Annotated in this window: 12 protein-coding genes; 5 read left to right on the forward strand and 7 right to left on the reverse strand. The window is 70.2% G+C overall.

Features of this window, described 5'->3' with window-relative positions:
* Position 1 precedes the first annotated feature (1 nt).
* From OHT76_RS19580 to OHT76_RS19590, 3 genes are read right to left on the reverse strand one after another with little or no spacing between them, the layout of a single operon-like run.
* Entirely contained in the window at positions 2 to 1600 is a 1599-nt protein-coding gene (locus OHT76_RS19580; protein WP_328872145.1) for an acyl-CoA carboxylase subunit beta, read from the reverse strand.
* Positions 1597 to 3270: an acyclic terpene utilization AtuA family protein gene (locus OHT76_RS19585; protein WP_328872146.1), complete on the reverse strand. Its 1674-nt coding sequence runs from the start codon at positions 3268 to 3270 to the stop codon at positions 1597 to 1599. The genes OHT76_RS19580 and OHT76_RS19585 overlap by 4 nt, the downstream gene beginning before the upstream one ends.
* On the reverse strand, positions 3267 to 4061 hold the full coding sequence (locus OHT76_RS19590; RefSeq protein ID WP_328872147.1) for a TIGR03084 family metal-binding protein: 795 nt from the start codon (positions 4059 to 4061) through the stop codon (positions 3267 to 3269). Before OHT76_RS19590 ends, OHT76_RS19585 begins: the two co-directional genes overlap by 4 nt.
* Before the next feature lie 120 nt (positions 4062 to 4181).
* Here OHT76_RS19590 and OHT76_RS19595 point away from each other — a divergent pair, with 120 nt between their 5' ends.
* Positions 4182 to 5027: a helix-turn-helix domain-containing protein gene (locus OHT76_RS19595; protein ID WP_328872148.1), complete on the forward strand. Its 846-nt coding sequence runs from the start codon at positions 4182 to 4184 to the stop codon at positions 5025 to 5027.
* On the forward strand, positions 4987 to 5265 hold the full coding sequence (locus tag OHT76_RS19600) for a DUF397 domain-containing protein (RefSeq protein WP_328872149.1): 279 nt from the start codon (positions 4987 to 4989) through the stop codon (positions 5263 to 5265). The genes OHT76_RS19595 and OHT76_RS19600 overlap by 41 nt, the downstream gene beginning before the upstream one ends.
* A gap of 271 nt (positions 5266 to 5536) precedes the next feature.
* Here OHT76_RS19600 and OHT76_RS19605 read toward each other — a convergent pair whose 3' ends face one another.
* Positions 5537 to 6478 carry an EamA family transporter gene (locus tag OHT76_RS19605; RefSeq protein ID WP_328872150.1) on the reverse strand — a complete coding sequence of 314 codons (942 nt, stop codon included), beginning with the start codon at positions 6476 to 6478 and terminating at the stop codon, positions 5537 to 5539.
* Positions 6479 to 6847: 369 nt separating this feature from the next.
* On the opposite strand from OHT76_RS19605, the gene OHT76_RS19610 reads away from it, so the two are divergent.
* Both OHT76_RS19610 and OHT76_RS19615 read left to right on the forward strand, forming a co-directional pair.
* On the forward strand, positions 6848 to 7843 hold the full coding sequence (locus OHT76_RS19610; RefSeq protein WP_328872151.1) for a trypsin-like serine peptidase: 996 nt from the start codon (positions 6848 to 6850) through the stop codon (positions 7841 to 7843).
* 13 nt (positions 7844 to 7856) lie between these two features.
* Entirely contained in the window at positions 7857 to 8249 is a 393-nt protein-coding gene (locus OHT76_RS19615; protein WP_328872152.1) for a carboxypeptidase-like regulatory domain-containing protein, read from the forward strand.
* On the opposite strand, the gene OHT76_RS19620 is transcribed toward OHT76_RS19615, so the two are convergent.
* Entirely contained in the window at positions 8246 to 11122 is a 2877-nt protein-coding gene (locus OHT76_RS19620) for an FAD-binding and (Fe-S)-binding domain-containing protein (protein ID WP_328872153.1), read from the reverse strand. The genes OHT76_RS19615 and OHT76_RS19620 overlap by 4 nt on opposite strands.
* Before the next feature lie 79 nt (positions 11123 to 11201).
* On the opposite strand from OHT76_RS19620, the gene serC reads away from it, so the two are divergent.
* Positions 11202 to 12320 carry a phosphoserine transaminase gene (serC, locus tag OHT76_RS19625; RefSeq protein ID WP_328872154.1) on the forward strand — a complete coding sequence of 373 codons (1119 nt, stop codon included), beginning with the start codon at positions 11202 to 11204 and terminating at the stop codon, positions 12318 to 12320.
* Between the two features lie 59 nt (positions 12321 to 12379).
* Here serC and OHT76_RS19630 read toward each other — a convergent pair whose 3' ends face one another.
* Positions 12380 to 13201: an ABC transporter permease gene (locus tag OHT76_RS19630; RefSeq protein ID WP_328872155.1), complete on the reverse strand. Its 822-nt coding sequence runs from the start codon at positions 13199 to 13201 to the stop codon at positions 12380 to 12382.
* Positions 13198 to 14160 (reverse strand): ATP-binding cassette domain-containing protein, encoded by a 963-nt coding sequence (locus OHT76_RS19635; RefSeq protein WP_328872156.1) that lies wholly within the window; start codon positions 14158 to 14160, stop codon positions 13198 to 13200. Before OHT76_RS19635 ends, OHT76_RS19630 begins: the two co-directional genes overlap by 4 nt.
* Positions 14161 to 14178: the final 18 nt, after the last annotated feature.

Consider the following 14178-nt stretch of genomic DNA (forward strand, 5'->3'; position numbering starts at 1 on the left):
CTCACATCCGGAAGACGCCGAAGCCACCGCGCGCGCCCTCGTAGGGCGCCGTGTGGACGGCGGACAGGCACAGGCCGAGGACGGTGCGGGTGTCGCGCGGGTCGATGACGCCGTCGTCGTACAGCCGCCCGGACAGGAACATCGGCAGCGACTCGGACTCGATCTGCTGCTCCACCATGGCCCGCAGCGCTGCGTCCGCCTCCTCGTCGTACGGCTGCCCCTTCGCGACCGCCGACTGCCGGGCGACGATCGACAGGACGCCCGCGAGCTGCTGAGGCCCCATAACGGCCGACTTGGCGCTGGGCCAGGCGAACAGGAAGCGCGGATCGTAGGCCCGCCCGCACATGCCGTAGTGCCCGGCGCCGTAGGAGGCGCCCATGAGGACGGACAGGTGGGGCACGCGCGAATTGCTCACCGCGTTGATCATCATCGCGCCGTGCTTGATGATCCCGCCCTGCTCGTACTCCTTGCCGACCATGTAGCCGGTGGTGTTGTGCAGGAAGAGGAGCGGGATGTCGCGCTGGTTGGCGAGTTGGATGAACTGAGCCGCCTTCTGCGACTCCTCGCTGAAGAGCACGCCCTGGGCGTTGGCGAGGATGCCGACCGGGTAACCGTGCAGACGCGCCCACCCCGTGACCAGGCTGCCGCCGTACAGCGGCTTGAACTCGTCGAAGTCGGACGAATCGACGATCCGGGCGATGACCTCGCGCGGATCGAACGGCGTGCGCAGGTCGCCCGGGACGATGCCGAGCAGCTCCTCGGCGTCGTACTTGGGAGGTTCGGCGAGCCCCGGATCCTCGTACGCCTTGCGATGGTTGAGCCGCGCGACGACCCGCCGCGCCTGCCGCAGCGCGTCCCGCTCATCCACGGCGAAGTAGTCGGCGAGCCCCGACACACGCGCGTGCATCTCGGCGCCGCCCAGCGACTCGTCGTCGCTCTCCTCGCCGGTGGCCATCTTGACCAGCGGAGGCCCGCCGAGGAACACCTTGGCGCGCTCCTTGACCATGATCACGTGGTCGGACATACCGGGGATGTAGGCGCCACCGGCGGTGGAGTTCCCGAAGACGACGGCGACGGTGGGGATCCCGGCAGCGGACAGCCGGGTGAGATCCCGGAAGATGGCGCCGCCGGGAATGAAGATCTCCTTCTGGGAGGGGAGATCGGCCCCACCGGACTCAACGAGGCTGATACAGGGGAGCCGATTGGCGAGCGCGATGTCATTGGCGCGCAGAGCCTTCTTCAGAGACCAGGGATTGCTGGCACCCCCGCGCACCGTCGGATCATTGGCGGTGATCAGACACTCCACCCCCTCAACGACCCCGATACCGGTGACGAGCGAAGCGCCGACGGCGTAATCGCTCCCCCATGCGGCCAGCGGGGACAGCTCAAGGAAGGGCGTGTCGGGGTCGAGGAGCAGCTCGATGCGCTCCCGCGCGAGGAGCTTGCCGCGCCCCCGATGCCGCGCGATGTATTTCTCCCCGCCACCCGCGAGCGCCTTGGCGTGCTCGGCGTCGAGATCGGCGAGCTTGGCGAGCATGGCCTCGCGATTGGCCCGGTAGTCAGGGCCGTTGGGGTCGAGGGCGGTACTGAGAACCGTCACAGGAGGGCCTCCGGGATGTCCAGGTGGCGGGAGCGCAGCCACTCGCCGAGCGCCTTGGCCTGCGGATCGAAACGGTGCTGCGCGGCGACACCGGCGCCGAGGATGCCTTCGACGACGAAGTTGAGGGCGCGCAGGTTGGGAAGGGCATGGCGGCGGACGGTCAACCCGGCGGTCTCCGGCAGGAGTTCGCGGAAGAGATCGACGGTGAGCGTATGGGCCAGCCACCTCCAGGCATCGTCCGTGCGCGCCCACACCCCCACATTGGCGTTCCCGCCCTTGTCCCCACTGCGTGCCCCGGCAACGAGCCCGAGCGGGGCGCGGCTGGTGGGCCCTGCCGGCAGCGGCTCGGGAAGCGAGGGATCCGCTGGGTCTTCGAGTGCGAGGGTGTCCTGGGGCGGCGCCATAGGGACCCGTCGGCCGTCATGAAGGACAGCCACATGTGCGGCGGCGCCATGAGGGACGTACACATCCTCGAAGACCCCATAGGGGGCGCCCTTCCCAGGTGGGGCGAGCACATGGAACCCGGGGTAACTGGCGAGGGCGAGCTCGATAGCGGCGCCGCTCAGGGCCCGCCCGACGGAGGCCTGATCGGGGTCCCGGACGACGAGCCGGAGCAGAGCGCTGGCCGTCTCCTCGGTCGAAGCGTCGGCCCGGTCGGTACGGACGAGTTCCCACCGCACCTCGGCGGGCGGCGACTTGGCCAGCGCGTCGGTCATCTGCGCCCGCACCAGCTCGGCCTTGGCCTCGATATCGAGGCCGGTGAGCACGAAGACGACTTCGTTGCGAAATCCCCCGAGCCGATTGACACCGACCTTGAGAGCAGGAGGCGGCGCCTCCCCGCGCACGCCACGGATACGGACCCGATCGGGCCCGTCCTCACTGAGCTGGACGGTGTCAAGGCGGGCGGTGACATCGGGCCCGGCGTACCGGGCGCCTGAGGTCTCGTAGAGAAGCTGGGCGGTGACGGTACCGATATCGACGAAGCCACCCGTTCCGGGATGCTTGGTGATGACAGCGGACCCGTCCTCGTGGAGCTCGGCGAGCGGAAAGCCGGGCCGTCGGACGTCCCCGCCTTTGAAGAAGGCGTAGTTGCCGCCGGTGGCCTGCGCCCCACACTCCAGGACATGTCCGGCGACGACGGCGCCGGCGAGCCGGTCGTAGTCCGTCGGCTGCCATCCGAAGTGGGCGGCGGCGGGCCCGGTGACCAGGGCGGCGTCGGTGACCCTCCCGGTGACGACGACATCGGCGCCTTCCCGTAGACAGGCGGCGATGCCGAACCCACCGAGGTAGGCGTGGGCGGCGAGGCTGCCGGGGTGAGCGGCGGTGAGGTCGTCGCCCTCGACGTGAGCGACCCGCACAGGGATTCTGAGCCGGTCGGCCAACTCCCGTACGGCGGCTGCGAGTCCGGCGGGGTTGAGCCCACCGGCGTTGGCGACGATACGAACGCCTCGCTCGTGGGCGAGCCCGAGGCACTCCTCCAGCTGCCGCAGGAAGGTACGGGCGTACCCGGCGCCGGGGTCCTTCAGCCGGTCGCGCCCAAGGATCAGCATGGTCAGCTCGGCGAGGTAGTCGCCGGTGAGGACGTCGAGTTCACCGCCGGTGAGCATCTCGCGCATGGCGTCGAAACGGTCGCCGTAGAACCCGGAGGCATTGCCGATACGGAGGATCACGCGTCGGCCCCCTTGGGCGCGCGTCCACTGCCGGGCGGGCCCGCGAAGGCCTGGGCGATGTCCAGCCAACGGTCGGCGTCTTCGCCTTCGGCCCTTATGGCGAGGTCGGCACGGTGAGCACGCCGGGTGACGAGAAGGCAGAAGTCGAGGGCGGGCCCGGTGACGCGCTGGGGGGCGTCTTCGGGCCCGTAGGCCCACGTCTCGCCGCCCGGCCCGACGAGCTCGACGCGGAACTCGCCGACGGGCGGGGTGAGTCCGCGCACTCCGTAGGCGTAGTCGCGGGCACGCACCCCGATCCGGGCCACATGCCGGAGCCGGTCGGTAGGTGTGCGCACCACACCCAGGGCGTCCGCGACGTCTTGGCCGTGGGCCCAGGTCTCCATAAGGCGGGCGGTGGCCATGGAGGCGGCGGACATGGGTGGGCCGTACCAGGGAAAGCGGGCGCCGGCGGGGGCGGCGCGCAGAGCGTCGGCAAGTGCCTTGCGTCCGGTGCGCCACGCGGCGAGGATCTCGGCGGGCGGCTTCTGAGCCCCCTCCTCCGCGCCCTCGTCGACAAAGCTCTCCGGGGAGGCGAACGCCTTCTCGACCTCCCGGCCGAAGGCATCGGCATCGGTGACGGCGAGCAGGGCGGCGTGATCGGTCCAGGCGAGGTGGGCGATCTGGTGGGCGATGGTCCAGTGCGGGGCGGGGGTGGCGAGGGCCCACAGGTCCGGACTCAACTCGGCTACCAGCCGGTCGAGTTCATCGCTTTCGGCACGCAGGTCGTCGAAGACGGGCGTCGGGTCGGCCATGGGGTGGAGCATGGCAGGGGCCCCAGAAACAAGCAAGCGTGCTTGCATTAATTAGTTTTCCACAACCCGGCACCTGTGTGCGCATGCCTGGCTACTCTCGGTGATGGGAGGTGGGTCGCTGTGAACATCCGGAAACTTGATCCGAGTGCGTCGCCGTTGGACTACTACGGGTATGAGCTGCGGCGGACGAGGGAGGCGGCGGGGCTGACGCTGGCGCAGCTCGGGTCGATCGTGTTCTGTACGGGGTCGTTGGTTGGGCAGATCGAGACGGCGTTGAAGGTGCCGCAACGAGCGTTCTCCGAACGGGTGGACGCGGCACTGGGGACGGACGGGACGTTCTCGCGGTTGGTGGGGCTGGTTTTGCGGAGCCAGTTGCCTAGTTGGTTTCAGCCGTACGCGGAGCTGGAGGCGCGTGCCACGCACATCGCCACGTACCAGTCCCAGGTGGTGTACGGCCTGCTCCAGACGCCGGCTTACGCGCGCGCGGTGCTGGAGGCCGGATGGTCGGAGACACTGGACGACCAGGTCGCAGCGCGTCTGGATCGGCAACGGATCCTGACTCGCGAGAAGCCACCGCTGATCTGGGTGATCCTGGACGAGGCCGTGCTACTGAGGCCGTTCGGTGGCCGGGAGGTCATGAGGGGGCAACTGACGCACTTGTTGAGCTTCCAGGACTGCCGGGAAGTGCGCGTGCAGGTGCTCCCCTTCAGCGTCGGCCAACACCCGGCCACAGCAGGCTCGTTCAACATCCTGCGCTTCGAGGACCACCCGAGCATCACCTACTCCGAGAACTACGACTCGGGATACATGACGGCCAACCCGGACGTCGTCGAGGACTGTTCGCATCGCTACGATCATCTGCAAGCCGCAGCCCTCTCCATCGAGGACTCGGCGGCACTGATCGCCCGTGTCCGGGAGGAACGCTATGCAGAACAGTCAGGACCTGACGGGAGCGCAGTGGCGTAAGTCGTCGTACAGCGGAGGCACGGGCGGCGATTGCATCGAGTGCGCCCCCCTCGGCACCGCCGCCTGGCGCAAGTCCTCGTACAGCGGAAGCAGCGGCGGCGAGTGCGTCGAGGTCGCCGACCTCACCCCCCACATAGCCATCCGCGACTCCAAGAACCCCACCCACGGAACCCTCACCGTCACCCCAAACACCTTCGCCACCTTCGTAACGGCCACCGCCGACGGCGCCTTCGGCTGACGTCACTCCGCGCGTACCGCCTCGGCAGCAGTGATCGAGGTAGGCGTGGACGGGCTTCAGCGAGCCGTGCTGCACAGCCGCCGCCAAGGCTTGATCCTTGGCCTGGTCGTACACAGTCAGCAGCCGAGGTGCGACAACTGCACAGGCGGCACGCAAGGCGCCCGGCGTGCGCTCCGGGCGGGGGATCAGCGGCCGGTCGCCCTCTGCCGTTCCCTTCGCAGGCACGCGTCCGACTCTAGCCCCAACCCGACTCACCGCGCCGCGGCAACCGTCAGGACGCCGTACCCGGCGTCTTGGCCCTCCCCCGCCCCACCTGCGTCCGTACCGCGCCCATGCTCGCCGCGATGACCAGGGCGATAGCGACCGACTCCATGGCGGACAGGGCCTGGTTCAGGATGAGGAAACCCGCCGTCGCCGCGATCGCCGGTTCCAGGCTCATCAGGATCGCGAACGTGGAGGCGGGCAGGCGGCGTAGGGCCAACAGCTCAAGCGTGTAAGGAAGCACCGACGACAGAATCGCCACCGCAGCGCCGAGGCCGATGGTCACCGGATCCAGCAGCTTCGCCCCCGACTCCATCACCCCCAGCGGAAAGAACAGCACCGCCGCCACCACCATCGCCAGCGCCAGCCCGTCCGCCTGCGGGAACCGTCGGCCCGTACGCGCGCTGAACACGATGTACGCCGCCCACATCGCGCCGGCGCCCAGGGCGAAGGCCACGCCCACGGGGTCCAGGCTGCTGAAGCCTCCGCCGCCGAGGAGGAAGACACCGGCGAGGGCCAGTCCGGCCCAGATGAAGTTGATCGCCCGCCTGGAGGCGACCACCGACAGGGCCAGCGGGCCCAGCACCTCCAGCGTCACCGCCGGGCCCAGCGGGATACGGGCCACCGCCTGGTAGAAGAGGCCGTTCATCGCGGCCATGGTGATGCCGAAGACGACCACGGTTCCCCAGTCCATGCGGGAGTGGCCGCGCAGGCGCGGGCGGCACACCAGCAGCAGCACCACCGCCGCCACCGCCAGCCGCAGTGTCACCACGCCCAGCGCCCCCGCCCTCGGCATCAGGCTCACCGCGAGGGCGCCGCCGAACTGCACCGAGATGCCGCCCGCGAAGACCAGCCCGACGGGACCGAGGGAGCCCCAGCGACGCGGGGCACCGGTCGGGGCGGTCCGGATCGGGCTCGGCGGGGAGGAGACGGCGGCGTCGGGGAGGCTCACGGGGCGGTCCAGGGGCTAGGGGCTTGTTCATCGTGATGTACTGCCAAGTCCACGGTAATGGACTCGGCAGGGATGCGTGAACCCTTTTCCGCCCGCTCGGCAGTGGGCTTCGACACCCGGCCGGGGCGGCGGGCACGGGCATCGGCAGATTGGCTCGAATTGCTCGCCGACCACCGGCGCACCCAGTGATCCCCAGGCCAGTGCGTGCGGCGCCGGATTCGGAGCATGACATTCGCGTTAACTGTGGCCGGGCGCCGCCCAGTTGATCGAACGAGCGCGGCCTTGTGCCCTTCTGTGGCTTCTGGGTGCGTTGCTAACGTCCACGCGCACCCTCCTCGTACGTCCCACATGGCCACAAGGAGAGCAACGTTGACACACGTCCCACCGCTGCGCCGCTTACGAAGATCCGCTCTGCTCGCGGCGACCGCGGCCGCCCTCATCACCGGCCTCCTGGCCGCCCCCCTCCACACAACCGCACACGCAGCCGATGCCCCGGCCCTCGCCGCAAGCGCGGACGAGACCGACACGGCCACCGACCTGGCCGTAGGAATCACCCCCACCGGCGAGGTGATGACCACCTCCGGCAGCACACTCTCCGCCACCGAGGAAACGACCGAGCCCTACAGCGGCTCCGGCGACCTCGCCGACGCCGGTGACAACGTCTCCTTCGACCCCGCGCCCGAAGACGCGACCGGCGACGACGGCACCGTCTCCACCGACTCCGTGATCGGCACGGACAACCGCAGCCGCATCACGGCCACGACGTCCTACCCGAGCCGGACCGTCGCCTACCTGACATCGAGCGGCGTACGGTGCACGGGCTTCCTGGTCTCCAAGGACACCCTCGTCACCGCCGGCCACTGCGTACACCCCGGCGGTACCGGCAGCACCGCCGACTTCTACGACAGCTTCCGCGCCTACCCGGGCAAGAACGGCACCACCAATCCGTACGGCGGCTGCGGCTGGAGCCAGGTGTGGACGGACACGGCCTGGATCAATGACGCCAACGGCTCCCACGACTGGGGTGTCATCAAGCTGAACTGCAGCATCGGGAACACCGTGGGCTGGCTCGGCTACCGCTGGCAGGGAGCCTCGCTCACCGGCACGAACGTGACCGTGCGCGGCTACCCGGGCGACAAGGCGTATGCCACCCTGTGGACGCACGGCGGATCCGTCCAGTACTCGTACACGAACATCCTCGGGTACACGATCGACACCGCGGGTGGCCAGAGCGGCTCCCCGGCCTACGACGCCAACCTCTACGCGGTCGGCATCCATGTACGCGGGGCCGGCGGATCGATCGCCTACAACCAGGCCAAGCGCATCACCGAGAGCCTGTTCAACATCATCCAAGGCATCACCTGACGCGGAGCACCAGATGACAGCCATCCGCCGAGCAGTCCTGACCGGCGCCGTCCTCCTGTCGCTCGCCGCCTGCGGCTCGTCGAGCGACGACGGCCCGGGCGGAACCGGCGGCAACGGCACCGTCTCCGGCGAGGTCCAAGCCCCCGACGGCAAGACGGTGCCCGGCTGCACGGTCACCCCGGAACAGGTCGAAGGTGACAGCGGCGTACCCGAGATGAACGTCGTGACCACGGAGAACGGCACCTACACCTGGCCCCTTCCCCCGGGCACGTACAACTTCACGGTCGTCTGCGACACCGAACGGGACCCCTCCGTCCCGAGCGCCTACGACGGCCTCAAGGGGTCAGCCTCGGATGTGGAAGTGACCTCGGGCGAGACCCGGACCCTGAACATCCGCCTGACCTAGTCCCGCCCCCCGAACACCTCCAGCCCCTCCGCCAACACCTCCGCCAGATGCCGCCCCCGCACCCCGCCCAGCTGCTCCAACTGCGTCCGGCACGAGAACCCGTCCGCCAGGACCACCGCCCCGTCCGGAGCCTGCCGTACGGCCGGCAGCAGTTGTTCCTCCGCGCAGGCCGCCGACACCTCGAAGTGGCCTTTCTCGAAGCCGAAGTTACCCGCGAGGCCGCAGCAACCGCCGCTCAGTTCGCCGGAGAGCAGAGCGGCTTGACGCAGGCGGCGATCGGCCGTGTCCCCGAGGACCGCGTGTTGGTGGCAGTGGGTCTGGCCGACGGCGGGGCGGTCCACGGAGGGCGGCGTCCAGTCCGGGGCCAGGCGTTCCAACGCCTCCGCGAAGGTCAGGACCCGGGCCGCCAGAGCGCCCGCGCGTGGGTCGTCGTGCAGCAACTCCGGCAGGTCCGCACGCAGGGCGGCCGCGCAGCTCGGTTCCAGGACCACCAGCGGGGCCTCGGTCGCCAGTACCGGTGCCAGCAGGTCCAGCGTCCCGCGCAGCACCGCTCGGGCCCGGTCCAACTGCCCCGTGGAGATGTACGTCAGACCGCAGCACACCCTCCCCCGACGCCCCGCGCTCAACAGCGAGACCGCCCATTTCGTACGGCCGTCCCCCACCGGCCGCCCCCGCATCCGCAAGGTCGGCGGCAGCGCCACCCGCAACCCCGCCGCCTCCAACACCCGCACCGCCGCCCGCCCGACGGAGGGCGAGAGATGCTCGGTGAACGTGTCCGGCCACAGGACGACCAGGCGGCCATCGGCAGCAGCGGGGCCGCCCTTACGTCGCCACCATCCGCTGAACGTCTCCGTAGCGACCCGAGGGATGTCCCGCTCGACCGCGACCCCGCCGAGCCGCTTACCCAGCGATGCCAACGCCCTTACAGACGCAAGGGAGTTCACCACAGAGGCCAGCCGCATCCGCGACACCGACCGCAACCACACCGGCAGCCACCCCATCGTGTAGTGGGCCGCCGGGCGCCGCCGCCCCGCGTAGTGGTGGTGCAGGAACTCCGCCTTGTACGTGGCCATGTCGACCCCCACCGGGCAGTCGGACCGACACCCCTTGCACGACAGGCACAGGTCCAGCGCGTCCCGGACCTCCCTCGACCGCCAGCCGTCCGTCACGACCTCGCCCGCGAGCATCTCGTGCAGCAGCCGGGCACGCCCGCGCGTGGAGTGCTCCTCCTCGCCCGTCGCGCGGAAGGAGGGGCACATGACGGCGGGGCCGGTCGCCGAGGTCGTACGGCATTTGGCGACACCGACGCAACGGCGTACGGCGGCGGAGAAGTCACCGGCGTCGGAGGGGTAGCCGAAGGCCACGTCGACCGGTTCGCGGGGCAGGACGGAGAAGCGGAGGTTTTCATCCAAACCCGACGGGCGGACGAGCATGCCGGGGTTCAGCAACCAGTCCGGGTCCCAGACCGCCTTCGCCCGCTCGAACAGGCCGACCAGCTCCGCGCCGTACATCTTCGGCAGCAGTTCCGCCCGCGCCTGTCCGTCCCCGTGCTCCCCGGACAGCGAACCGCCGTGCGCCACCACCAGTTCGGCGAGCTCCTCCGAGAAGCCCCGGAAGCGTCCGATGCCCGCCTCGGTGAGCAGGTCGAAGTCGATACGGACATGGATACAGCCGTCCCCGAAGTGGCCGTACGGCGTTCCGCGCAGCCCGTGTGCGGTCAGCAGCGCGCGGAAGTCCCGTAGGTAGGCGCCCAGTCGCGCGGGCGGCACCGCGCAGTCCTCCCAGCCCGGCCAGGCCTCGCTGCCGTCCGGCATGCGGGTCGCCGTACCGCTGGCGTCCTCGCGGATGCGCCACAGGCCGCGCTGCCCGGCCGGGTCGGTGACGACCAGGGCGTCCACGACATCGGCGGCGCGCACGATCTCCTCCGCACGCGCGCGTGCCTCGTCCGCCGACTCCCCGCCCGTCTCCACGAACAGCCAGGCACCGCCCCGCGGCAGCGCGACCGCCGACGGCACCAGGTCGGCCGCCATGCCCTCCACCGTCAACGGGCCGTACGGCAACAGCCCGGCCGCGGCCTCGGCGGCCGCGCCTTCGTCGGCATACCCGAGCACCGCGAGGGCACGCGCGCGTGGCGCCTCGACCAGTCCTACGACCGCCTCCGTCAGCACCCCGAGCGTGCCCTCGGAGCCGCAGAAGGAACGGGCCACATCGGCGCCCTTCTCCGGCAGCAGGGCGTCCAGCGCGTAACCGGAGATACGGCGGGGCAGCTCGGGGAAGCCGGTCCGCAGCAGGGCCAGGTCCCCCTCCACCAGCGCCCGCAGCCCCTCCGGCGCCCCGGCCCACCCCTTGCCCAGCCTCAACCGCCGCCCGCGCGCGGTGACGACATCCAGCTCCCGAACACTGTCCGCGGTCGTCCCCCACGCCACGGAGTGCGAGCCGCAGGAGTTGTTCCCGATCATCCCGCCGAGCGTGCAGCGGCTGTGGGTGGAGGGATCGGGCCCGAAGCGGAGCCCGTGCGGGGCGGCGGCGTCCTGAAGACGGTCCAGAACGAGCCCGGGCTGTACGACGGCGGTCCGGCTCTCCGGGTCGAGGGAGACCAGACGGTTCATGTGCCGGGTGAAGTCCAGCACGACTCCGGTGCCGGTGGCCTGCCCGGCGATGGAGGTACCCCCGCCACGCGGCACGACGGGAACACCGTGGGCCCGGCACACCTCCAGCACGGCGGCCACGTCATCGGCATCACGCGGGGCGACGACGCCGAGGGGGACGCGGCGGTAGTTGGAGGCGTCCATGGTCATCAGCGCCCGGGACGTGACGTCGAAACCCACCTCGCCCCGGACGGCCTTGCGCAGCTCGACCGCCAGATCCTTCATGAGCCCACTCAACCAGCCTCACGTCTCAGACGACGGACTACATTTCGCCCGCGTTTCCCGCACCGGCTAACCTCACTGCGTGGCTGAGATCCAGATTCCCGCTGACATCAAGCCCGCCGACGGACGTTTCGGCGCGGGCCCCTCCAAGGTGCGGACCGAGGCGCTGGACGCCCTCGCCGCCACCGGTACCTCTCTGCTGGGCACCTCCCACCGCCAGGCCCCGGTCAAGAACCTGGTCGGCCAGGTGCGTGCGGGCATCAGCGAGCTGTTCCAGCTCCCGGACGGCTACGAGGTCGTCCTCGGCAACGGCGGCTCCACCGCGTTCTGGGACATCGCCACCCATGGCCTGATCGAGAACAAGTCGCAGCACCTCACCTTCGGTGAGTTCAGCTCGAAGTTCGCCAAGGCCGCGAAGCTCGCCCCCTGGCTGGCCGAGCCGACCGTCATCTCCTCGGAGCCCGGCACGCACCCGGAGCCGCAGGCCGAAGCGGGCGTCGACGTCTACGCGTACACCCACAACGAGACCTCCACCGGTGTAGCCGCCCCGATCAAGCGCGTGGCCGGTGCCGACGAGGGCTCCCTCGTCCTCGTGGACGCGACGAGCGGCGCCGGCGGCCTCCCCGTCGACATCGCCGAGACGGACGTCTACTACTTCGCCCCGCAGAAGTCCTTCGCCTCCGACGGCGGCCTGTGGATCGGCGTCTTCTCCCCCGCCGCGATCGAGCGCGCCGAGCGCATCCACGCGTCCGGCCGCCACGTCCCGGAGTTCTTCTCGCTCCCCACGGCGATCGACAACTCCCGCAAGAACCAGACGTACAACACCCCGGCCCTCGCCACCCTCTTCCTGCTGAACCAGCAGCTGGAGTGGATCAACGGCCAGGGCGGCCTCGCCTGGTCCACGGCCCGGACGAAGGACTCCTCGACCCGGCTGTACGGCTGGGCGGAGGAGAGCAAGTACGCGACCCCGTTCGTCACCGACCCGGCCAAGCGCTCGCAGGTCATCGGCACGATCGACTTCTCCGACGAGATCGACGCCACCGCCGTCGCCAAGGCCCTGCGCGCCAACGGCATCGTCGACACCGAGCCCTACCGCAAGCTCGGCCGCAACCAGCTCCGTGTCGCGATGTTCCCGGCGATCGACCCGGCGGACGTCGAGGCACTGACGAAGTGCGTCGACTACGTGATCGAGAAGCTGTAAGCAGTTTCCGTACGGCTTGTGAAGGGCGCCCGGCGATCATCGCCGGGCGCCCTCGCCTTTCACCGGCCCAGCTTCTGGAACCTCCGTACCGCGAGCGGCAGGAAGATCGCCGTCAGGATGACGGGCCAGACCCCCGCCATGAGCAGGGCGTGCTCCTCGACCCAGGAGTCGCCGCCGCCGACCGGGGTGCCGAACAGGTCGCGGGTCGCCGCGGCCGTGGAGGAGATCGGGTTCCAGGCCGCGACCCAGCCCAGCCAGTCGGGCATCAGCTGCGGCGCGACGAAGATGCTGGAGATCATCGTCAGCGGGAAGGCGACCGCGAAAAGACCGCCCGCCGCCTCGGGGTTGGGGACGATGAGGCCGAGCCACACCCCGATCCAGATCAGCGCGAACCGCAGCCACAGCAGCAGCCCGAACGCGGCCAGGAAGTTGAGCCCGCCGTCCGGCCGCCAGCCCATCGCGATCGCCGTCAGCATCATGATCGCCAACTCGGCGCAGGCGACGAGCAGATCGGTCACCCCGCGTCCGGCGACCACCGCGGAGGAGGACATGGGCATGGAGCGGAACCGGTCGATGACGCCCTTGGTGGAGTCGTAGACCACGAGGGTCGCGGTGTTGATGAAGCCGAAGGCCATGGTCATCACGAACATGCCGGGCATCAGGAAGTCCTTGTAGTCCCCGCCGCCGGGCACCTGCATGGCGCTGCCGAAGACATAGCCGTACAGCAGGACGGAGAGGATCGGGAAGCCCAACTGCCAGGCGATGTTGATCGGTTGGCGCTGGTAGTGGGTGAGGCCGCGGCGGACGATGTTCCACACGTCGGCGAGCAGCCAGTACGTACGGCCGCCCGGTGCCTGGGTGTTCAGGTCTACGGCGGTCATGCCGCTGCCTCCTTCTCGGTGCGGTGTCCGGTCAGACGCAGGAACACATCGTCGAGGCTCGGCCTGCGCAGCCCGATGTCCTCGACCCGGACGCCCTCGTCCTGAAGGGTCCGCGCGACCTCGGTGAGCGCGCTCACCCGGTCGCTCACCGGGGCATGCACCCGCAACTCGGTCTCCTCCGCCTCGGGTTCGCCGTCCGAGACCCGGGAGACGACCTTCACCACGCGCGGGATCTCCGACCGCTCGGCGACCACGACCTCGATACGGTCGCCGCCGACGAGGTTCTTCAGCCCGTCCGGGGTGTCGTCGGCGATTGCCTTCCCCTGGTCGATGACGGTGATGCGGGAGGCCAGCTTGTCGGCCTCCTCCAGATACTGCGTGGTCAGCAGTACGGTCGTGCCGCTCGCCACCAACGCCCGTACCGACTCCCAGACTTCGCCCCGGCTGCGGGGGTCGAGCCCGGTCGTCGGCTCGTCCAGGAACAGCACCGACGGGGCGAGGATCATCGAGGCGGCGAGGTCCAGGCGGCGCCGCATACCGCCGCTGTACTTGCCGACGCCCTTCTCGGCGGCGTCGGTCAGGTCGAACTGCTCCAGCAGCTCGGCGGCGCGCGCCTTGGCCCGACTGCCGCCGAGGTGGAAGAGACGGCCGAACATCTCCAGGTTCTGCCGCCCGGTGAGCACCTCGTCCACCGCGGCGTACTGCCCGGTGAGGCCGATGCGCGCCCGCACCTCGCGCGACTGGCGTACGACATCCAGGCCGGCCACCGTCGCCCGTCCGCCGTCCAGCTTCAGCAGCGTGGACAGGATGCGGACCGCCGTGGTCTTGCCCGCGCCGTTCGGGCCGAGCAGTCCGTGCACGGTGCCCTCGCGGACGGCCAGGTCGAAGCCGTCGAGGGCGCGTTTGTCGCCGTAGCGCTTCTCCAGGGCCTCCGCCCGTACGGCGTATCCGTCGCTCATGGGTCCCCCTTCTCGGTA

Source organism: Streptomyces sp. NBC_00287 (assembly GCF_036173105.1).
Lineage (GTDB): Bacteria > Actinomycetota > Actinomycetes > Streptomycetales > Streptomycetaceae > Streptomyces.